Source organism: Vibrio sp. RE88 (genome assembly GCF_013113835.1).
Classification (GTDB): Bacteria; Pseudomonadota; Gammaproteobacteria; order Enterobacterales; family Vibrionaceae; genus Vibrio.
The window spans coordinates 13,851-34,096 of the sequence record NZ_VTYQ01000009.1 but is presented as its reverse complement, the minus strand read 5'-3'; the positions used below and the strand labels follow the sequence as shown (position 1 = coordinate 34,096).

The 20,246-nt window shown below is 47.6% G+C and carries 17 protein-coding genes; 7 read left to right on the top strand and 10 right to left on the bottom strand.

All coding sequences use genetic code 11. The annotated features are described in order from the left end of the window. Nucleotides 1-26: 26 nt before the first annotated feature. Nucleotides 27-992, top strand: a complete 966-nt coding sequence (ispH, locus tag F0265_RS19720) for a 4-hydroxy-3-methylbut-2-enyl diphosphate reductase (protein ID WP_029236227.1) — start codon at nucleotides 27-29, stop codon at nucleotides 990-992. A 179-nt stretch (nucleotides 993-1,171) separates the two neighbouring features. Here the strand turns inward: ispH and F0265_RS19715 are convergent, their stop codons facing one another. Next, nucleotides 1,172-2,656 carry a carbon starvation protein A gene (locus F0265_RS19715; protein WP_171750098.1) on the bottom strand — a complete coding sequence of 495 codons (1,485 nt, stop codon included), beginning with the start codon at nucleotides 2,654-2,656 and terminating at the stop codon, nucleotides 1,172-1,174. Between the two features lie 207 nt (nucleotides 2,657-2,863). Here F0265_RS19715 and F0265_RS19710 point away from each other — a divergent pair, with 207 nt between their 5' ends. Next, nucleotides 2,864-3,214 (top strand): DUF2799 domain-containing protein, encoded by a 351-nt coding sequence (locus F0265_RS19710; RefSeq protein WP_006957703.1) that lies wholly within the window; start codon nucleotides 2,864-2,866, stop codon nucleotides 3,212-3,214. Nucleotides 3,215-3,249: 35 nt separating this feature from the next. Here F0265_RS19710 and murQ read toward each other — a convergent pair whose 3' ends face one another. From murQ to F0265_RS19690, 4 genes are read right to left on the bottom strand one after another with little or no spacing between them, the layout of a single operon-like run. Beyond that, nucleotides 3,250-4,173, bottom strand: coding sequence for an N-acetylmuramic acid 6-phosphate etherase (gene murQ / locus F0265_RS19705; RefSeq protein ID WP_006957700.1), 924 nt, complete (start codon nucleotides 4,171-4,173; stop codon nucleotides 3,250-3,252). A gap of 12 nt (nucleotides 4,174-4,185) precedes the next feature. Next, on the bottom strand, nucleotides 4,186-5,295 hold the full coding sequence (locus F0265_RS19700; RefSeq protein ID WP_171750097.1) for an anhydro-N-acetylmuramic acid kinase: 1,110 nt from the start codon (nucleotides 5,293-5,295) through the stop codon (nucleotides 4,186-4,188). Further along, entirely contained in the window at nucleotides 5,288-6,166 is an 879-nt protein-coding gene (locus tag F0265_RS19695; protein ID WP_171750096.1) for a BadF/BadG/BcrA/BcrD ATPase family protein, read from the bottom strand. The genes F0265_RS19700 and F0265_RS19695 overlap by 8 nt, the downstream gene beginning before the upstream one ends. Further along, complete coding sequence (locus tag F0265_RS19690) at nucleotides 6,163-7,755, bottom strand: sodium:solute symporter (protein WP_171750095.1); 1,593 nt, start codon at nucleotides 7,753-7,755, stop codon at nucleotides 6,163-6,165. The genes F0265_RS19695 and F0265_RS19690 overlap by 4 nt, the downstream gene beginning before the upstream one ends. Before the next feature lie 234 nt (nucleotides 7,756-7,989). On the opposite strand from F0265_RS19690, the gene F0265_RS19685 reads away from it, so the two are divergent. Together F0265_RS19685 and nagZ are read left to right on the top strand one after the other, a co-directional pair. Beyond that, the gene (locus tag F0265_RS19685; protein ID WP_006957693.1) at nucleotides 7,990-8,838 is read left to right on the top strand and encodes a MurR/RpiR family transcriptional regulator; all 849 of its coding nucleotides are present in this window, start codon (nucleotides 7,990-7,992) and stop codon (nucleotides 8,836-8,838) included. A 9-nt stretch (nucleotides 8,839-8,847) separates the two neighbouring features. Further along, nucleotides 8,848-9,831 carry a beta-N-acetylhexosaminidase gene (gene nagZ / locus F0265_RS19680; RefSeq protein ID WP_171750094.1) on the top strand — a complete coding sequence of 328 codons (984 nt, stop codon included), beginning with the start codon at nucleotides 8,848-8,850 and terminating at the stop codon, nucleotides 9,829-9,831. 43 nt (nucleotides 9,832-9,874) lie between these two features. Here nagZ and btsR read toward each other — a convergent pair whose 3' ends face one another. Together btsR and F0265_RS19670 are read right to left on the bottom strand one after the other, a co-directional pair. Beyond that, nucleotides 9,875-10,597: a two-component system response regulator BtsR gene (gene btsR / locus F0265_RS19675; protein ID WP_006957689.1), complete on the bottom strand. Its 723-nt coding sequence runs from the start codon at nucleotides 10,595-10,597 to the stop codon at nucleotides 9,875-9,877. Between the two features lie 9 nt (nucleotides 10,598-10,606). Further along, the gene (locus tag F0265_RS19670; RefSeq protein ID WP_171750093.1) at nucleotides 10,607-12,283 is read right to left on the bottom strand and encodes a sensor histidine kinase; all 1,677 of its coding nucleotides are present in this window, start codon (nucleotides 12,281-12,283) and stop codon (nucleotides 10,607-10,609) included. A gap of 239 nt (nucleotides 12,284-12,522) precedes the next feature. On the opposite strand from F0265_RS19670, the gene F0265_RS19665 reads away from it, so the two are divergent. Beyond that, entirely contained in the window at nucleotides 12,523-13,596 is a 1,074-nt protein-coding gene (locus F0265_RS19665; protein WP_021456376.1) for a 3-deoxy-7-phosphoheptulonate synthase, read from the top strand. A 22-nt stretch (nucleotides 13,597-13,618) separates the two neighbouring features. Beyond that, entirely contained in the window at nucleotides 13,619-14,746 is a 1,128-nt protein-coding gene (gene tyrA / locus F0265_RS19660) for a bifunctional chorismate mutase/prephenate dehydrogenase (protein WP_006957684.1), read from the top strand. A 50-nt stretch (nucleotides 14,747-14,796) separates the two neighbouring features. On the opposite strand, the gene F0265_RS19655 is transcribed toward tyrA, so the two are convergent. The 3 genes from F0265_RS19655 to ettA all read right to left on the bottom strand — a co-directional run bounded on the left by F0265_RS19655 (nucleotide 14,797) and on the right by ettA (nucleotide 18,003). After that, a complete protein-coding gene (locus F0265_RS19655; RefSeq protein ID WP_171750092.1) occupies nucleotides 14,797-15,786 on the bottom strand; it encodes a M23 family metallopeptidase in 990 nt (329 codons plus the stop codon). A gap of 9 nt (nucleotides 15,787-15,795) precedes the next feature. Beyond that, nucleotides 15,796-16,167, bottom strand: a complete 372-nt coding sequence (locus F0265_RS19650) for a PilZ domain-containing protein (RefSeq protein ID WP_006957680.1) — start codon at nucleotides 16,165-16,167, stop codon at nucleotides 15,796-15,798. 168 nt (nucleotides 16,168-16,335) lie between these two features. After that, nucleotides 16,336-18,003 carry an energy-dependent translational throttle protein EttA gene (gene ettA / locus F0265_RS19645; RefSeq protein ID WP_019276851.1) on the bottom strand — a complete coding sequence of 556 codons (1,668 nt, stop codon included), beginning with the start codon at nucleotides 18,001-18,003 and terminating at the stop codon, nucleotides 16,336-16,338. A 259-nt stretch (nucleotides 18,004-18,262) separates the two neighbouring features. On the opposite strand from ettA, the gene sltY reads away from it, so the two are divergent. Then, nucleotides 18,263-20,218: a murein transglycosylase gene (gene sltY, locus F0265_RS19640; protein ID WP_171750091.1), complete on the top strand. Its 1,956-nt coding sequence runs from the start codon at nucleotides 18,263-18,265 to the stop codon at nucleotides 20,216-20,218. Nucleotides 20,219-20,246: the final 28 nt, after the last annotated feature.

Here is a 20,246-nt window from a genome sequence, read left to right as displayed (position 1 = left end):
CGGCCTGAAGCGATAAAATAATCACTATGAGCAATGAAATGAAAATTCTTTTAGCCAACCCACGTGGCTTCTGTGCAGGTGTTGATCGTGCGATCAGCATTGTTGAGCGTGCATTAGAAATGTATCAACCACCGATTTATGTTCGTCATGAAGTCGTGCACAACCGATTTGTGGTCGAGGGTCTTAAGCAAAGAGGCGCTATCTTTGTGGAAGAGCTTCATGAAGTGCCAGATGACAATATTGTGATTTTCTCTGCTCATGGTGTGTCTCAGGCTGTTCGTAAAGAAGCGAAAGAACGTGATCTGACCGTCTTTGATGCGACTTGCCCACTGGTAACCAAAGTTCATATGGAAGTAGCACGAGCAAGCCGTCGTCATATGGAAGTGGTTTTGATCGGTCATGCTGGACACCCAGAAGTCGAAGGTACAATGGGCCAGTATGCCAGTGAACAAGGTGGTATGTACCTTGTTGAAACGCCAGCAGATGTGGCCGATCTCAAAGCAAAAGTCAAAGATCAGAGTAATCTGCATTACGTAAGTCAGACGACACTGTCTGTAGATGAAACCGCTGATGTAATTACTGAGCTACGTCGCGTCTTCCCAGAGATTCAGGGGCCACGCAAAGACGATATCTGTTACGCCACACAGAATCGTCAGGATGCCGTACGAGAAATGGCAACAGACGTTGATGTCGTGATTGTTGTCGGTTCTAAAAACTCATCTAACTCGACTCGTCTCAAAGAGCTGGCTGAAAAGCTGGGCACTCCAGGGTATCTGACAGATTGCCCGGAAGACATCGAGCCCGAATGGTTTAACGATAAGGTGAAAGTGGGTGTTACGGCGGGGGCGTCAGCGCCAGAAGAGCTGGTTAATCAGATTCTGGAACGCATCAAAGAGCTTGTTGGCACACGTTCGGTCGAAGAAGTACTCGGCCGTGAAGAAAACATGTTCTTTGAAGTACCAAAAGAGCTACAGATTAAACAAGTCGACTAACGACTTGAAAGGATAACAAGGCGACATTAAGTCGCCTTTTTTACATCTGGTTTAAATGTAGAAAACTGGTTTTCATCTGATTTTTCGTTAGACCTAGCGTGAGCATTTCGCTTATGGCAGTTTTCAGACAAAAGAAAAGGCTCCCTAAGGAGCCTTAATCAATATGCCAATCTATTGGCTTAAGCAGTTTCAGTCGCTACTTTTGTCTTGTCTTCATCCGCTAGGTCAGTTTCCCCTTTGCCTTTAGACTTTTTGATGACGTAGGCCGTTGTCGCGAGTGAGAACAAGATACCAGCGATGGTCGAGACGTTCATTGGCAGACCAAACCCTAGCGTGCTGTTGTTTAGGATAAAGGTCACCACGACAGTCGTCATAAAGATTGCTGGAATTGTGGTGATCCAGTGCAGTTTGTTGTGACGAAGTAGGTAAGCCGAAGCCGTCCACAGCATCATAACTGCTGTGGTCTGGTTAGCGAAGCCGAAGTAACGCCAGATAACACCGAAGTCTACCTGAGTTAGGATGCCACCAATCACGAAAAGAGGGACAGCCATCAGTAGGCGGTTACGCAGCGTTTTCTGTTCCATGTTGAAGTATTCAGCCAAGATCAAACGGCTAGAGCGGAACGCAGTATCACCGGATGTAATTGGTAGAATCACGACACCTAAGAAGGCAATCACACCACCGACTACGCCAAGCAGGCCAAACGAAGAACTGTATACCACGTTACCTGGGCCACCGTTCTTCACGGCTTCAGAGAGCGCATCAAGGTTACCGAAGAAAGACAGAGCAATCGCACACCAGATAAGCGCAATCACACCTTCACCAATCATGGCACCGTAGAAAACGAATCGACCGTTTTTCTCATTCTCCATACAACGAGCCATCAGAGGTGACTGAGTAGCGTGGAAGCCAGAGATAGCACCACATGCGATGGTGATAAATAGGGCTGGCCACAGTGGCATGTCGTTCGGGTTGAGGTTAGTGAACATATCCGTTACTTGGAAGTCACCCATTACGGTGTGCTCGCTAGATAGCGCAACCGCTGTCATTAGGCCAACCGACATAAAGATCAGCAGAGCACCAAACAGTGGGTAAAAGCGACCAATGATTTTGTCGACAGGAACGATAGTGGCGATGATGTAGTAAGCAAAAATAGCAATGACCATGGTCGTCATGCTGACAGACAGGCTTGTCTGATCGTTGATCAGGTTAGTGATCATCCCTGCTGGTGCTGAAACGAATACCACACCGACCAGAAGCAATAGGACAATGGCAAAGATATTCATAAAGTGTTTTGCACCATTGCCTAGGTAGCGGCCTGTGATTGTTGGTACAGAAGCGCCACCGTTGCGTACCGACAGCATACCGGAGAAGTAGTCGTGCACGGCACCTGCGAAAATACAGCCAATGACAATCCACAGCATGGCTGCTGGGCCGTAAAGCGCGCCCATGATAGGACCGAAGATAGGGCCAACACCAGCGATGTTCAGAAGCTGAACCAGATAGACTTTCTTGGTCGACATTGGAACATAATCGACGCCATCAGCTTGTGTATGAGCTGGAGTTTGGCGTTTTTCATTGATACCGAAAATCTTCTCAACAAACGCCCCATAAATGAAGTATCCACCTATTAAGGCTGCAACACAGGTTAAAAACCACAACATAGCACTCGTTCCTTAGTGATAATTTAATAAGTTCAGCCTGAATATTACGCTGGCCCGAAGCAATCCACATTCGGATCTCAATTGAGTGGTCGTATACCCAATTGAGTGGTATTTGGCACCATTAAGTGGTTTTTCCTCTTTGTGAGTGGCAATGTTGAGGATTTAGTGGTTTCATTAATAGAGTTTCTATAAAAACAAGGAAAAACAATGAGAAAACTCATTTTTCTGATGTTGGTATCGACCTTGATGGCTTGCGCCGCCAGTACTGAACAACTGGCCAAGGAAGGGGACTGGTATGAGATTGGGTACCAAGACGGCGTACGTGGTCAAGCTCAGCGTCCGTTTAAAGAGTTGGCCAGCTTGGGCAGTGTCAAACAGGGCGACTATGATCAGGGTTACCTGAGCGGAATTAAAGAATACTGCAACCCGAATGTTGCTTATCAGATTGGTTTAACGGGGCAATATTATGAGGGCGTGTGTGAAGGCACGGCAGATGCGCAGAAGTTTCGAATGGAATGGAAGCGCGGTTGGGATGAACACGCTAACGAGTATTACTAAATAAAAAGGCTTGGTATTTACCAAGCCTTTTTACGTTAATGGTTGTGATTTTCTACTGCTCGTCTCAGGAAGCCTTCCTGATGCTGGAGCTGGTTTCTGGCACTGTCGACGTCCATTCCAGTCAGGATCATTAAGATGGCAAGCTTTACGTCATATTCCGTTTGCTCTAACACCGTGACTGCTTGCTGCTTATCACACTCAGTCGCCTGCATGACAATACGAGCAGCACGTGCGACCAGCTTCTTGTTGGTTGCTTTCACGTCAACCATCAAGTTTTGATAGCTTTTGCCCAGTCGAATCATACTGGCTGTGGTCAGCATGTTGAGAACCAGCTTCTGCGCCGTTCCTGACTTTAATCGTGTTGAGCCCGTTAAAGCCTCAGGACCTACTACAGGGCTAATCGCGATTTGTGCGACTTCTGCAATGATGGAATCTGGGTTACATGATAAAGCTACTGTAGTCGCTCCAAGGTCGTTGGCGTATTCCAGCGCACCAATGACGTAAGGCGTTCGGCCGCTAGCGGCAATTCCCACCACGACGTCTTTGTCGCTGAACTCAATCGACTTCAAATCAGCAACGCCAAGCTCCGGTGAATCTTCCGCGCCTTCTTTGGCTTTGAGGATCGCATCCGGGCCGCCTGCAATCAGACCGATGACCATTTGATCGGAGACGCCAAATGTAGGAGGGCACTCCGAAGCGTCAAGGATCCCCAAACGTCCGCTGGTACCAGCGCCCATATACACTAAACGGCCACCCGATTTGAATGCTTGAGTGATTTTGTCCACCGCCTGTGCAATTTCAGGCAGCACTTTTTCTACCGCGAGTGGAACGAGTTTATCTTGCTGGTTAATTCTTTTAACGATTTCCAGAGAAGGCAGCAGGTCAATATCCATCGTTTCTGGGTTACGACCTTCAGAAACCAAATGGGAAAGCGCTGCGATTAGTGCATCGTTGGTCATAATCGTCCTTATTTAATCGGCAAAGTACATCACACCAAGAGAAGCAGGATGGCTCGCTCCGGTGACTTCTGGCAAATTGCTTGGCAGGTTGTGAATGCGGCGATAGGCAAGCCAAGCAAATGCCATCGCTTCCATATTTTGACTGTCGACACCTTGTGAGTCTGTAGAGTCAACAGACCAAGCAGGTAGTAGTGCTTTCAGGCGACTCATCAACAGTGGATTACATGCGCCACCGCCACAAACCAATAGTTGTGGCTGCTCACCCAACGAAAACTTTTCTACCTCTGAGCTGATAGTTCGCGCGGTGTATTCGCACAGTGTTCGCTGAACATCTTCAGCGGAGCAGTTATGGTTGCTCAGAATAGCCTCTAACCAAGGTAAGTTAAACAGCTCTCGCCCCGTGCTCTTGGGGGCTTTTTGCGAAAGATACGGCTCCTGAAGTAGGGTGTTGAGCAGTGCTGTATCTACATGACCTTTCTGTGCGAACAAGGCGTCTTTGTCGTAAGGCTGGCCTTGGTGCTGGTGACACCAAGCGTCCATCAACATGTTACCCGGCCCGGTATCGTAACCGATGACAGAGTGATCAGGGCGAAGCACTGAGATGTTGGCAATTCCGCCAATATTGAGCACGACTGTGCTCGATGTATTTGATTGAAACAGCGACTGATGGAAGGCTGGAACCAGTGGTGCGCCTTGCCCACCCAGAGCCATGTCTTTACGCCTGAAATCGGCGATTGTTGTAATGCCGGTTCGTGTTGCAATGATATTGGCATCACCGAGCTGAGTCGTAAACGGCGCGTCACCTGTTGGCTGGTGGAAAACCGTCTGACCGTGGTTACCGATCGCAGTAATTTGATCTTTACCGTGACCTGTTTTTTCAAGTAAGACTAACACTGCATCGGCATACAAATGGCCTAATTGGTGATCCAGCGTGCCTACCTGTTTTAAATTGGTTTGTTGGCCGAGACAGATATCGAGCACTTGCTCTTTAACCGCCAAAGGTATTGGGTAATCGGCATGATTGATTAACTGAATGTGTCCGTCACTTACTTCAACTAGTGCGACATCAATACCGTCCAGACTGGTGCCAGACATGATGCCAATATAAAGCTCTTTATCCATTACGAATTTCCACCTGTTGTCTGGCTAACAGAGTTGCACCGTCCAGTGCGTCTCCTTTCGGGGTGATGAGGCGTGAGCGCCATTTATCACTGATATGCTGTTGATAGTATGCGCCCAAACTTCCTAAAAAAGCGATATCTAACTCATTATTTTCACAGCACTTTGTCACAAGCTCATCAATATGATGCTGCCCACGTCTAACAATCTCATGGCTTACTGGGCAGCCTTGATACGCGTGGTCCAAAAGGGCGGGGACCAATTGCGCGAAGCGCGAAGCATTCGCTGTGGTAAGCCATTGCAAAATATCGCCGCGCTGGTTTCCCAGATGCTGAGATAGATAGTCGGTCAACGGGCTGGTGGTATGTTGTTCAACGGCTTCAATTAATGCCTGTACGGCCTGTTGCCCTAGCCAAGCGCCACCACCTTGATCGCCAATTGGAAAGCCCCAGCCGCCATACATTTGAGTTGAGCCGTCGGCCTCTAGTCGGGTAGCGACACTGCCTGTACCAATGGCGAGGCAGTTCACGGCCTGACCTTTATTGACGCCCAACAAAGAAATATGTGCATCGGTTGTGACTAAGTAGTTAGGGTAGCTGAGTAGCGACCGCTCAAGTGCTTGTCTTGCATTGACGTTGCCAGCGCCGGCAACGCCAATGACAATGAATACCTGCTGAGACGTCAGTTTTACTTGTGCTAGGCAAGTTTCAATTGCCTCCCGTATTTGATGGTGGGCCTGCTCTTTTTGTTGCGTCAGAGAAGACGGGCCAACAGTCAAGATGAAAGCCGGGTTAGTCGCTAGTGAGTCTAGAGCCGTCAGACGTAAGGCGGTTTTGGTTCCGCCTCCGTCGATTGCAAGTAAATGCGTAATCATAGTCGAGCCGTTTGCAGCTGCTCTTGTGGTTGTGCTTTACCACACAAGCAGACACCAAATGAAACTAAGGTACCGATACAAAGCTGATAAGGGAACGCTAAGCTCAGCCCTGCCCAACCTGGATTGATGAGCCCGAGCGTGTTGTCCCAAACGTAAGCCTGTAGCAACAGTGTGGTCAAGAAGCCAGCGACCAGTGCCATCGCAACCGAACGCTCACTGCCTCGGTCCGTAAACAGAGCGGTGAAATAGACACCAAGTAAACCCGTGTAGGCAAAAACCATCACACTGAGTGCGAACGCGAGCAGTGGCATGTCCGTGTATTGCTGCCAGTAGAAACACAAGATTCCCATGCTACCCAGCGCAACTGCCGCAATTGCCATTCCAAATCGACCGACTTTGACATAGTGCACGTCATCTTGCTGGCCATCACGAGCTTCTTTCCATGGCTTGTACAAGTCTTGAGTGGCCACGGAAGACATTGAGTTAAGACCAGAGTTCAGCGTCGATAGCGCCGCAGCGACAACCCCTACCGTCACTAGGCCACGTAAGCCTGCTGGCATTTCGTTCAGCACGTAGTACATAAAGATAGTGACATTTTCGCCATTGAAGCTCTGTACGACATCTTGCCCTTCGACTCCCATCAGATCAGGACGCTGGTAGAACACATACAATAGCAAGCCAATGGTCATAAAAATCAGAACAATCGGCAGTGAAAAGATAATTGAGTTAACCATTGCCTGTGAGCCTTGTTTGGCGGTCTTACAGGTTAAAACGCGTTGAGTCATATCTTGGTCGAGGCCAAACGCACCGATATTCAGTAGCACGAAGCCGGTGATACAAGCCCAGAAACTAAAGGTCCCGGCTGGTGAGAAATCAAGGCTAAAGTCGAGCAAGGTAAGTTTAGAAGCCTGATCTGGTCCTGGGTTCTCTAAGACGTGCATGATCTGACTAAAATCTGCTGGAATCTGACCCAGCAAGTAAATGATCACGGCCAGCGCCGCGCCAACGTAAACAATTAACTGGATCAAGTCACTCCAGATTACCGAGCGAATCCCACCCATGTAAGTGTAGGCAAGGCCAACAACGACCAAAATAACAACCGAAGCGATAACGCTGGTTGGATTGATGTTGGTAAACAGAATCATCGAGACCGCAATGGCCGCCATATACAGTCGTGAACCAGAAGCAAAAACGCGTCCAACCAGATACATCAGCCCGGCACGTTGTTTGGTTTTCTCGCCAAATCGTACTTTGAGTAATTCATAAACGGTCGACACTTTATTCTGGTAGAAGCGTGGGATCAGAATCCAAGCAACGAACAGAGCGCCGAGTATACCGCCTATATTGGTGGCTAGGTAAGTTAAGTCACCACGGTAACTGGAATCTGGGCCACCCAGAAATGTCGCCGCTGACTGAGATGTCGCCAGAACGGAAACGGCCACTACCCACATTGGCATACTATTCCCACCAAGGAAGTAATCCTTAGTGGAAGTAATTTTGACTCGGCTGAAATGCCAGCCAGTATAGGCAATGATCGCAAAGTATAAGGCGAACACAGCCCAGTCGAGAGAGGTAAATAAAGAATTCATCGCAGCTCCATAGCCTGAATCATGTAGGGAATCTATTTATCGTTTTTTAGCAGTATGCTGATATGAATAGTTCATTCCTAAGTCTATTCTTTGATGGAATAACGACCGCTTTGATTCTATGATCCTGTTCTCAGTTCACGCGTTAGTCTATTCCAAATTTATGCTTGGATTGGAATAACTATTCCCCAGCTTCACGTGGCTGAGTACACTGCAAATCAAACAGAGGAGGTGAAGATGAAAGGTTTAGCTCGAATTCGTGCACTGTTACCTCAGCTTTCACCAGCGGATAACAAGATAGCTCGATACTTACTCGAATACCCTCAACAGGTAAAACAGTTCTCCTCTCCCGAACTGGCAAAAGCCATCGGTGTCAGCCAGTCGACAATTGTGAAATTTAGTCAGAAGATTGGCTACAGCGGCTTCTCCGATTTGAAAATTCGTTTATATGAGAGTGAATTGGCGTATCAACCCAGTTCAAAGAAAGCGATTCACGGCACCATTTCACGCAGCGATAACATGGCTCTGGTGATGGCTAAGTTATTATCGAGTAAACAGCAGTCACTTGACCGAACTGTGGCACTCAATGACGCCGACACGATTCAGCAAGCGGCAGGCTACCTGCACTTAGCCGGAAAAATTCAGATTGCGGGCGTTGGCGCTTCTTCGCTGGTCGCCAAAGATTTGAGCTATAAGCTGACCAAAATTGGTCATGCGGTGCACTGTGAGTACGATGCACATATTCAGATAGCCAACGCCGCAGCGTTGAGTGAAAACGATGTGCTGGTTGCGTTGTCGTATTCCGGGCGAAGTCGAGAGGTGCTGAGCATTGCTCAGCTGGCACGCAGTAAAGGCGCTAAGGTGATCATCATCAGTCAGCTGGCTCCGACACCATTGGATAGATACGCCGACATCAAACTGATGACGGCGGCAGATGAGGAGCAGATAAGAAGCTCTTCCATTACAGCACGAGACAGTCAGCTGCTGATGACAGACTTGCTCTTCATTGCGTTAACTCAGCAGGAAGAGAGTGCTGACCAATTAATTGAACAAAGTAAATCCGCTGTTGCGGTTTTAAAACAGTAAGGAATGATTATGGGACCTTTATGGGTTGATGTAGAAGGTTGCGAACTGACCGCAGAAGACAGAGAAATTCTTGAGCACCCAACTGTCGGTGGCGTAATTCTGTTTGCCCGCAACTATCACGATAATGAGCAGTTGTTGGCCCTGAACAAGTCGATTCGTCAGGCTGCGAAACGTCCGATTCTTATTGGCGTCGATCAGGAAGGCGGTCGAGTTCAACGTTTCAAGGAAGGCTTTTCCCTTATCCCTGCTGCGGAATCCTATGCCAAGCAAGCGAATGGAGAAAAGCTGGCTGAACAAGGCGGTTGGTTAATGGCGGCAGAACTGATTGCTCACGACATCGATTTGAGCTTTGCTCCGGTACTCGATAAAGGTCATGAATGTAAGGCGATTGGTAGCCGCTCATTTGGTGAAGATGTCGATACCATCATCCGCCATAGCAATGCTTATATGCGCGGCATGAAAGCGGTGGGTATGGCAACGACAGGCAAACACTTTCCTGGCCATGGCGGGGTGATTGCGGACTCGCATCTGGAAACCCCTTATGATCAGCGAGACACCATTCTCGAACAGGATATGGCGATTTTTAAAGCTCAGATCGAGGCGGGGCTATTGGATGCGATGATGCCTGCGCATGTGGTTTTCCCTCATTATGACGACCAGCCTGCCAGTGGGTCTGAGTTCTGGCTCAAGAATGTGCTGAGAAAACAACTGGGCTTCAATGGCATTATTTTCTCTGATGATCTGACGATGGAAGGCGCGTCTGTGATGGGTGGCCCAGCTGAGCGTGCTCATCAGTCTCTGGCATCGGGCTGCGACATGGTGTTGGTGTGCAATAAGCGTGATGCGCAGATTGAAGTGCTGGATAACCTGCCTGTGATGGAAACGCCACAAGCGACTGAGCTATTGAAGAAACAATCTTTCACTTTGTCTGAGCTGCGTAGCAGTGATGAGTGGAAGCAGGCATCCGAAGCCATGAAACGTGTTATTGGATGAGTTAAAAGTAATGAGAGAACAAGAGCCGCAATAGCGGCTCTTTTTAGTGGAAGCCGAGCATTTCTTTTAACGTTTTCAGGTAGCGACGGCTGACGGGAATCGGGTGGTCACTGACAGTGATGATCTCTGCCAATCCGTTCTCTAGCAACTTGATTTCTTTGATCGCTTTGATATTAACCAGAAACTGGCGGTGGCAGCGCACCAGAGGTGTTTTTTCTTCGAGCACTTTGAGCGTCAACTGTGAGGTGGCTTTTTGTTCTTCTGTCTGGACATGAACGCCACTGATATCACTGTAAGCAAACTCCACATCTTGCGTTGGAATGATGACAATGCGATTCAGACCAATACACGGCACCTGATCTAGGCTGGATGGGGTGATCGCTGAGACTTGTTCCTGAGTATTACTGCTGACTGACCTAAGAAGGCGTTTGATGGTTTTGTCCAACCGACAGGTATCTACCGGCTTCAATAAGTAATCGAACGCATTGTCTTCGAACGCTTGAATAGCGAACTCATCGTAGGCGGTGACAAACACAACTTTTGGCATGGTTTCAGGGTCAAGCATCCCAAGTAGCTCAATGCCCGTGATTTGCGGCATCTGAATATCGAGAAAGACCACATCGGGTTTAAGCTGGTTAATCTTTTTCAGACCTTCAATCGCATTACTGGCCTGATCTATGACGGTGATTTGGCCCGATTCTTCGAGCAGCTCAGTCAGCTCTTCACGCGCAAACAGTTCGTCATCTATGACTAAAGCAGAAAGCATATCCGTGTCCTAATCCATTTTCTTTTCGGGAATGAGGAAGCTCATTCTCGTCAGTTGGTGTGGCGTTACATCAATAGCGAGTGACGCCGCCTGACCAAACTTGTTGGTCAAACGCTTATCGACGATTTGCATCCCCAGTCCCTGATGATTGTCGGCTGGTGGTGTATAACTGCCTGCATTGTCTTCCACACACAGCTGATAACCCTGCGCAAGCTTCTGGCTGTAAATGCGGATCTTTCCTCCTTCCAGTAGGTTCGATATGCCATGCTTAATGGCGTTCTCGACTAAAGGTTGTAGGGTAAAGGTCGGCAGCTTACGCTCCAGCAATGCGGAATCAATATCAATATCCACTTCTAATCGGTCGGTAAAACGTGCTTTTTCGATGGTGAGATAAGCGTTAACGTGCGCCAATTCTTCCTTAAGAGTAACCGTTTCTACGTCTTGTTTGAGGTTACTGCGGAAGAAATGTGACAAGTGCTGAATCAGCTCACGAGCTTTCGGAGGGTCGCGACGAATGACGGCACTGATGGTGTTTAGTGCGTTAAACAGAAAGTGTGGGTTCACCTGCGCATGGAGCAATTTTATCTCTGCTTGAGAGAGTAGGGTGCGTTTCTGCTGGTAGTCACCAAACAGGATCTGGCTGGAAAGCAGCTGTGCTATTCCTTCGGCCATCGACATATTGATGGTTGAAAACAGCTTACGTTTCGGTTCGTACAGCTTAATGGTGCCAATTACCTTATCTCCTGAGTGCAAAGGAATAATCAGTGCGGAGCCCAGTTTGCAATTTTTTGAGATTGAACACTGATAAGGTTTGTCTTTGCCGTCGAGGTAGATGATGTCGTTACGTGAGATGGCATCGAGTGTACTTTGCGAAGAGATCGGCGTTTCCGGTTCATGGTGATCGTCACCAATGCCGACAAACGCGAGGATTTTCTCGTTATCAGTGATGGACACGGCGCCCACATTGGTTTCCTCGTAAACGATTCGGGCAATTTTCTCCGCATTTTTCGTGTTGAAACCAGAAGCGAGAATACCAACCGACCGTTCGGCGATATTCAATGCCCGGCGTGAGAAGGTGGCGGAATACTCTTCAAAGATAGTTTTTCGATCCTGCAGTATGCTCATAAACAGCGCTGCGCCGACTGAGTTTGCGATGATCATTGGGGCGGCAATCGCAGAGACTAATGAATATGCCTGATCAAATGGTTTAGCGACGATCAGAATGATCGCCATCTGGGCAATTTCCGCCACCAAGGTGACCGCAAACACTACGCTTGGGTTAAACAGTTGGGCACCTTTGCCTCGCCTGAGCAGATAGGTGTGTAACAAGCCACCAATCAAACCTTCTGCGGTGGTCGAGATAGCACAAGCCAAGTCGGTAAACCCGCCAAGCGAGTAACGATGCAAACCGCCCGTTAACCCGACAAAGAAGCCAACCACAGGCCCACCAAATAAACCACCCATCACGGCTCCGATCGCACGCGTGTTGGCAATCGCATCATTGATCTGCAAGCCAAAGTACGTCCCCATGACACAAAACAGGGAGAACAGTACGTAGACGCTGAGTTTATGCGTCAGGCGATTAGAGATACTCAGCAGTGGTAGGAAAATGGGGGTTTTACTTAGCATATAAGCAAGGACTAAGTAGACACACATTTGCTGAAGTAAGGAAAGAATGAGATCCATGAGTGAAATAATATGCTGGGCTATAGGCATATTTTAGAAAAGATAAGTTGAAGAAAACATGCATGAGTCAAAGTTTTTCAACTAACTAGCTCAAATTATAGTTATGTAAATATATTTTTACAGTGTGTTTTTTTATGTGTACACCTTGAAATTTGTTTTTAGGCTGTTATTTTATGCTTAATCCAGCCCAATAGAGATGCTTTAAATTGGGTGTAAAAAAATATATACAGGTTTGAGTTATGCAAAAAAGTGAATTGAGCAACATTAATATTAGTGAAGAACAAGTTCTGATTACACCTGAAGAGCTGAAAGCCAAGATACCACTGAGTGATAACGCTCGTCGCTTTATTCAGGAGTCTCGTCAGACTATCGCTAACATTATTCATAAGAAAGATCATCGACTACTTGTGGTATGTGGCCCTTGTTCAATTCACGATCTGGACGCTGCGAAAGAGTACGCTAAGCGTCTTAAAGCATTGTCTGAGCAGCTCAGCGATCAACTGTACATTGTTATGCGTGTTTACTTCGAAAAACCACGTACCACAGTGGGTTGGAAAGGTTTGATTAATGACCCACACCTAGACGGTACTTTCGATATCGAGCACGGTCTGCACGTAGGTCGCAAACTGCTAGTTGAACTAGCAGAGATGGAGATTCCACTGGCGACCGAAGCGCTGGATCCGATCAGCCCTCAATACCTCGCGGACACATTCAGCTGGGCAGCAATTGGTGCACGTACGACTGAATCTCAGACTCACCGTGAGATGGCGAGTGGTCTATCTATGCCAATCGGCTTCAAGAACGGTACTGATGGCAGCTTGGCAACAGCCATCAATGCGATGCAGGCTGCGTCTTCAAGCCACCGCTTCATGGGTATCAGCCGTGAAGGTCAGGTTGCGTTACTGACAACTCAAGGTAACCCAAATGGTCATGTGATTCTGCGTGGTGGTAAACAAACCAACTACGATTCAGTGTCAGTCACTGAGTGTGAGCAGGATATGGCGAAAGCTGGTCTGGATGCCTCTCTGATGGTGGATTGTAGCCACGCTAATTCGCGTAAAGATTTCCGTCGCCAGCCTTTGGTTGCTGAAGATGTGATTCACCAGATTCGTGAAGGAAACAAATCGATTATTGGCCTGATGATTGAGAGTCATATTAATGAAGGTAATCAGTCATCCGATATTCCTCTCAACGAAATGCAATATGGCGTTTCAATTACCGATGCCTGTATCAATTGGGATACAACTGAGGCACTATTGCGTCATGCACACACAGAACTGGTCCCATTCTTGGAAGATCGTCTGAAAGGTTAAGAGAAGAATAACAAGGAACATCATGGCCGTTGAATTGAATGAATTGCGTGATCAAATTGACGCAGTAGACAAACAAATTCTGGATTTATTGGCACAGCGACTGTCTCTGGTGGAGAAGGTCGGTGAAGTGAAAAGCGAACACGGTCTGCCGATTTATGCACCAGATCGTGAAGCGGCCATGTTAGCTTCACGTCGCGAAGAAGCGGAAAAGAAAGGTGTACCGCCTCAGCTGATTGAAGACATTCTTCGTCGTACCATGCGCGAGTCTTACGCGAGCGAGAAAGATTCTGGTTTTAAGTGTTTGAACCCAGAATTGCGCTCTGTGGTGATTGTCGGTGGTAACGGCCAACTGGGTGGTCTGTTTGGTCGCATGTTCAAGCTGTCTGGTTATGATGTCAAAGTACTTGGCAGCAAAGACTGGGATAAAGCGGATGAAATGCTGGTGGACGCTGGCCTAGTGGTAGTTACTGTACCGATTCATCTGACCCAAGGCGTGATTGAGAAGCTAGGCAAACTGCCAAAAGATTGCATCTTGTGTGACTTAACCTCGATCAAGTCTAAACCGCTGCAAGGTATGCTCAATGTGCATCAAGGTCCCGTTGTTGGATTACATCCAATGTTTGGCCCTGATGTACCGAGTTTAGCTAAGCAGGTGATTGTTTACTGTGACGGTCGTGGTGAAGAGCACTACCAGTGGCTACTGAAACAGTTCTCTATCTGGGGCGCGAGTTTATGTCAGATTGATGCCTCAGAGCACGATCATGGTATGACTTTGATTCAGGCATTGCGTCACTTTACGTCTTTTGCTTACGGCCTGCACTTGAGCCGTGAAAACCCGAACATTGATAAGCTGTTGAAGCTAAGCTCACCAATCTACCGCTTAGAGCTGGCGATGGTTGGGCGTCTTTTCGGTCAGGATCCAAACCTATACGGCGATATTATCCTTTCTTCAGACGAAAACATCGAGATGATCAAACGTTTCCATCAATGCTTTGGCGAAGCACTGAAAGTGCTGGATGGCAAAGATAAGCAGGCGTTTGTCACAAGCTTCAATAAAGTAAGCGAGTGGTTTGGTGATTACTCTCAGCAGTTTATGCATGAAAGCCAGAATCTACTGAAGCAAGCGAATGATTCCATTCATCGTGGCTAATCTATAACTCCTAACCAGATATCGTAAGAGCTGCCCTCGGCAGCTCTTTTTTATTGTATGGTGAGAGTATCGGCTAGGTTCTCGTCACGCTTTACCGTATTTACCGGGGCATCCTGATAAGGATGGTTAGTGAGGTTGACCTGTAATCTGACCGTGTTGTCTATCAACTCAACCAGCGGTGCCCATTTCACTTTCTTCTCTTTTTCAAACAGATAGTTAAAGTTCTCTGGTGTCCAATCCATGGTGTATTGAGGGTTCAGCGCTCGGCCAAGAAAACGGATCTCATAGTGAAGGTGAGGGCCGGTCGAGTTTCCTGAATTACCACACGTCGCAATTAACTCTCCTTTACTCACAAACTGACCACTGCGTACTTTAAATTTCGCAAGGTGGGCGTATGAGCTCATAAAGCCAAACGAATGCCTCAGGGTCAGGAAGTTTCCAAAGCCTTTTGAGCTTGGGCGAACTGTCTCCACCACGCCATCGGCTGGGGCGTAGATCGCCTCTCCACGCTTACAGGTCAGATCGATTCCCGTATGGGTATGACGTTTGCCCGTGATTGGATTAATGCGTCGACCATAAGATGAAGAGATGCGCAGGTAGTCCATCGGTGTATCGTTCGGGATCATGCGGAACATGGTGGCGCGTACGGCAGAATCGACTGCTGCAGCGTCAATACGATTCGCCAAGTTGTACTCTTCAGCCTGCGTATCGTCAGCAAGGCCAAGAGCTGACTCCACATCATAAACTCGTTTGCCTAGGGTATGGATTTGATCGCGCTTTTCTTCCAGTTCTTGAGACAAAGTATGAGTTTCATTGACCTGCTGTTGGTATTGTTGCTCGGCTTGCTCAAGTTGGTTGCGCAGTTGAACGACTTGAGATTGAGAAGAATTCTGCTGCTGCCAGCTGTAATAAGCGACAGTCGTGCTGAAGGCAATCGCACTGATTGAACCAGCAATAGTCAGAAGAAGGGCTTTTCTTGAAACGTGAAAGTGTTGCTCCCCAGATGAAGAGGGGATAGAGATTATTATCTTTTTGGACATACTGCTTAGTTAGGTGTATTCACCTAAATCTGACAGGTGCTCAATGTCTCTGTGTAGGAGTTCATCGTCACCGACATTCAATTCAATTAACCGCTTCAGATGTCCGATACTTTCAATGTCAATATGATCAATACTCAGACGGATCACATTGTTATTGAGGCCCACAATTTTGCCGACTAGCTCAATCGTGATATCGCTGTCTTGAAGCGAAAACTCTACATCTACCATACTGTCGACATCAAGCGAGTCTGCGTCATCTGACGTCAGCAGCAGTCCATGCAGGGATAAATCACACAAAGAGGATTTCACCACTTTGTTTTCTTGAGATAGCAACGCTTGTGTCTGGTAAACAATGCGCGAAAAGCGACGGCGTTCGATCATAGTTGTCTCTCTTAATGGTATCCAGTAAGGCTATCAAATCAGAAGTGACTGCTATACGCGTCGGTCCGCATTATTGATTCAAAACACGGTAACAACCGTAAGTATTGTGAACCAATATACAATAAAGGCCGCTAATATTAGCGGCCTTTGCACAAATTTCAAGCAAGATTACTTAGTAATACGCTTGTATTTGATTCGGTGCGGTTCCGCTGCTTCCGGACCTAAGGTCTTCTTCAGCCACTCCATATACTCAGTATAGTTACCTTCGTAGAAGTTCACCTGACCTTCATCACGGTAGTCGATGATGTGCGTTGCGATACGGTCTAGGAACCAACGGTCGTGCGAGATAACCATGGCACAACCTGGGAACTCCAGTAGTGCTTCTTCTAGTGCACGCAGCGTTTCAACATCAAGGTCGTTGGTTGGTTCATCGAGTAGCAGTACGTTGCCGCCCGCTTTAAGCAGTTTAGCAAGGTGTACACGGTTGCGTTCACCACCAGATAGCTCACCGATGACCTTTTGCTGGTCTGAGCCTTTGAAGTTAAAGCGAGAGCAGTATGCACGCGCAGGAATTTCAAAGTTGTTGATCTTGATGATGTCTGCGCCTTCAGAGATTTCTTGGAAAACAGTCTTGCTGTCATCCATGCTGTCCCGGAACTGGTCGACAGACGCCAGCTTGACTGTATCACCCATCTCAATGGAGCCTGAGTCTGGCTGTTCTGTGCCACTCAGCATCTTGAAGAGGGTAGATTTACCTGCACCGTTGGCACCAATGATACCGACGATGGCACCTTTTGGCATACTGAATGAAAGATCATCAATAAGAACACGGCCGTCGAACGACTTAGTCAGGTTATTCACTTCAATAACCTTGTCACCTAGACGCTCACCTGGCGGGATGAACAGCTCGTTAGTCTCATTACGTTTCTGGTGATCACCGCTTTGAAGCTCTTCAAAACGTGCCATACGTGCTTTTGATTTCGCCTGACGACCTTTTGGATTCTGGCGAACCCATTCCAGTTCTTTCTCAATGGTTTTCTGGCGAGCTTTTTCCTGAGACGCTTCTTGTTGTAGACGCGCGTCTTTTTGCTCTAGCCATGAGGTGTAGTTACCTTGCCATGGGATACCTTCACCACGGTCAAGCTCTAGAATCCAACCCGCAGCATTGTCTAGGAAGTAACGGTCGTGCGTGATAGCAACAACAGTACCGGTATAGTCAACCAGGAATCGTTCTAGCCAAGCGACTGATTCTGCATCCAAGTGGTTGGTTGGTTCGTCAAGAAGCAACATATCTGGCTTTTCAAGTAGCAGACGACAGATCGCCACACGGCGACGTTCACCACCAGACAGGTGTTCGATCTTTTGATCCCACTCAGGAAGACGCAGTGCATCCGCAGCACGCTCAAGTGCGTTATCTAGATTGTGGCCGTCTTTGGCTTGAATTAAAGCTTCCAGCTCGCCTTGCTCTTTTGCGAGCGCATCGAAATCAGCATCTGGTTCTGCGTACGCAGCGTATACTTCGTCAAGACGCTTCATCGCACCCGCAACATCGGATACCGCTTCTTCAACGATTTCACGTACGGTTTTAGACTCGTCTAATACTGGTTCCTGCGGTAGGTAACCGACATTCAAACCTGGTTGTGGACGTGCTTCACCATCGATATCAGTGTCAATACCCGCCATGATACGCAGTAGGGTCGATTTACCCGCACCGTTCAGACCAAGAACACCGATCTTGGCTCCAGGGAAAAAGCTTAGCGAGATGTCTTTCAGAATTTGACGCTTAGGTGGCACGATTTTGCTCACCCGCGACATGGTATATACGTATTCAGCCATTGCCGATCGTTCCTAAAATTTCAATTCACGTAGAGTGGCATTTTATACCAAGATGGGGGGCTTTGTTACCTTCGAAATGAGGATGATGAGGAACTAATCGGCCCTATTGATGGATAAGTGAACAATTCATTTGTTGCGATGCCACTTATGTCACAGTTGTGTGAATTTATTATTATTTACATCTATACGCTTTACACGGCTGCTTACAATAAGCATAAATTAATAACCACACTAATTATTCTCAACAGGACGAGAATTTATGATGCTGACGTTTTCAAAGTCGCTGCATCGCATTCCTTCATCGATTTTGACCTGGGTCTCGATGGTTTGCAGCGCAAGCTTAGCCACTTCAGCAATGGCGAGTGATCTCCAGCAACAACGGAAAATTTATGACCAGGCACAAGAATACCTTGATAATAATCAGGTAACTCAATACCAAAAAATTCGCAATAAAATCAAAGGCTACCCTCTAACTCCTTATACAGACTACCGTGCTTTTTTAGTTGACATCGGGCAACGCTCACCAGCGGAGGTGGAAGCGTTTATTGATACTTATAGTACGCTGCCATTTTCAGCTCGCATTCGAGCGCCATACATCGACAGCCTTGCTAGACAAAAACAGTGGCAAAAGCTGGCAGAATTTCAGACCGTAGAACCACGCGGTGAAACGTACCAATGTCACTACTACCATGCGCTTTATCAAACGGGTCATAAAGACCAGGCTTTTGAAGGCGCAGAGAAACTTTGGCACTCCGGGCAGAGTATTGCTGATGCCTGTGATCCTCTGTTTGAGGTTTGGGACAAAGCGGGATTAAGAACCGATCAGCAAATCCTTGAGCGTATGCTGCTGGCGTTTGAAGCACGTAATGGCTCGTTAATGAACTACCTCAAAAAGCAGCTCAACTCCGATAAAACGCGCAAACAAGCCTCTGATATGAAGGCGTTGTTTAATCGGCCAGAAAATGTCGTTAACTTTGCTCGTCAGCACAGCGAGAGCGATTTCAACCGTTCTCAGACTGGGCTTGCATTGAAAAAGCTGGCGCGAAAAGACGTTAGAATGGCACAGAGAGCGTTTGACCAAGCCACTTCTGCGCAGAAAATGCCTCAAGATGAGGCGCAGAAATTGGCTGACTATATTGCCTTCCGATTGATTAACACCGATTCCGAGTCTTTGGCGCAATGGCGCGATAAGAAGATAGAAACGTCCAGTAATAATGATTTGATTGAGCGCAGGGTTCGCTTAGCGATTCAAGAAGCAGACTGGCGTGGTGTGGAAGATTGGATAGGGCACTTGCCTGAGAAAAAGCAGCAAAGCCTGCGCTGGCAATATTGGTTAGGACGCAGTGAAGTCGCATTGGGGGATATCACCAAAGGCAGCCAGCGTCTTGAAAATCTGGTGGGTCAGCGAAACTTCTATAGCGTTGCGGCAGCGAAAGAGATCAAGCGATCGATCAATTACCCAGTCTCCACCATCTCTTTTGAGCAGAAAGCGGTCAAACCGTTTATGACGGCCTTAGTGCGCATTGAAGAGCTGATTGAACGGGATAAAATTGCCGCAGCGAAAAGCGAATGGCGTTGGTTGCTCAATCGAGCCAATGCTGAGCAAAAAGAGATGCTAGCGGCGTATGCCTCCTATAAAGACTGGTCTCATTTGACCGTTACGGCGAGTATCAAAGCCAAAATGTGGGACAACCTAGAGCTGCGTTTCCCGGTGGCTCATCGCTGGTGGTTTAACTTCTATGGCGAAAAGCACAGCATTGATCCAATCACTCTGATGTCATTGGCGAGACAAGAGAGTGGCTTGGATGTTGAAGCGCGTTCTCCTGTTGGTGCGCGCGGTATCATGCAAATTATGCCATCAACGGCTAAGTACACTGCGCGTAAATATCAGCTATCGTATCGCAGTAGCAATGACTTATATGAGGTTGGCAAAAACATAGAGATAGGCAGCCACTACCTGAAAGGCTTACTAGAGCGATACGATAATAATCGAATTTTCGCGCTTGCTGCGTATAATGCTGGACCACACCGAGTGAAAACCTGGCGTGAACGTACCCAAGGCAAACTGGATGCTTACGCATTTATTGAAGCCATTCCATTTAAGGAAACCCGTGGCTATGTGCAGAACATTCTGATGTTTGAAACATACTACCGTAACCTGTTGGGGGTCGATGGGGCGTTTCTCAATCAGAATGAGATTGATACCAGGTACTAGTTTTATGACGTTCTAGGCAGCGAGAGCA

What these genes read in the sequence shown, in the direction of transcription:
- ispH (WP_029236227.1), top strand. Translation starts at nt 27, where the DNA reads ATGAGCAATGAAATGAAAATTCTTTTAGCCAACCCACGTGGCTTCTGT.
- F0265_RS19715 (WP_171750098.1), bottom strand. Translation starts at nt 2,656, where the DNA reads ATGTTGTGGTTTTTAACCTGTGTTGCAGCCTTAATAGGTGGATACTTC.
- F0265_RS19710 (WP_006957703.1), top strand. Translation starts at nt 2,864, where the DNA reads ATGAGAAAACTCATTTTTCTGATGTTGGTATCGACCTTGATGGCTTGC.
- murQ (WP_006957700.1), bottom strand. Translation starts at nt 4,173, where the DNA reads ATGACCAACGATGCACTAATCGCAGCGCTTTCCCATTTGGTTTCTGAA.
- F0265_RS19700 (WP_171750097.1), bottom strand. Translation starts at nt 5,295, where the DNA reads ATGGATAAAGAGCTTTATATTGGCATCATGTCTGGCACCAGTCTGGAC.
- F0265_RS19695 (WP_171750096.1), bottom strand. Translation starts at nt 6,166, where the DNA reads ATGATTACGCATTTACTTGCAATCGACGGAGGCGGAACCAAAACCGCC.
- F0265_RS19690 (WP_171750095.1), bottom strand. Translation starts at nt 7,755, where the DNA reads ATGAATTCTTTATTTACCTCTCTCGACTGGGCTGTGTTCGCCTTATAC.
- F0265_RS19685 (WP_006957693.1), top strand. Translation starts at nt 7,990, where the DNA reads ATGAAAGGTTTAGCTCGAATTCGTGCACTGTTACCTCAGCTTTCACCA.
- nagZ (WP_171750094.1), top strand. Translation starts at nt 8,848, where the DNA reads ATGGGACCTTTATGGGTTGATGTAGAAGGTTGCGAACTGACCGCAGAA.
- btsR (WP_006957689.1), bottom strand. Translation starts at nt 10,597, where the DNA reads ATGCTTTCTGCTTTAGTCATAGATGACGAACTGTTTGCGCGTGAAGAG.
- F0265_RS19670 (WP_171750093.1), bottom strand. Translation starts at nt 12,283, where the DNA reads ATGGATCTCATTCTTTCCTTACTTCAGCAAATGTGTGTCTACTTAGTC.
- F0265_RS19665 (WP_021456376.1), top strand. Translation starts at nt 12,523, where the DNA reads ATGCAAAAAAGTGAATTGAGCAACATTAATATTAGTGAAGAACAAGTT.
- tyrA (WP_006957684.1), top strand. Translation starts at nt 13,619, where the DNA reads ATGGCCGTTGAATTGAATGAATTGCGTGATCAAATTGACGCAGTAGAC.
- F0265_RS19655 (WP_171750092.1), bottom strand. Translation starts at nt 15,786, where the DNA reads ATGTCCAAAAAGATAATAATCTCTATCCCCTCTTCATCTGGGGAGCAA.
- F0265_RS19650 (WP_006957680.1), bottom strand. Translation starts at nt 16,167, where the DNA reads ATGATCGAACGCCGTCGCTTTTCGCGCATTGTTTACCAGACACAAGCG.
- ettA (WP_019276851.1), bottom strand. Translation starts at nt 18,003, where the DNA reads ATGGCTGAATACGTATATACCATGTCGCGGGTGAGCAAAATCGTGCCA.
- sltY (WP_171750091.1), top strand. Translation starts at nt 18,263, where the DNA reads ATGATGCTGACGTTTTCAAAGTCGCTGCATCGCATTCCTTCATCGATT.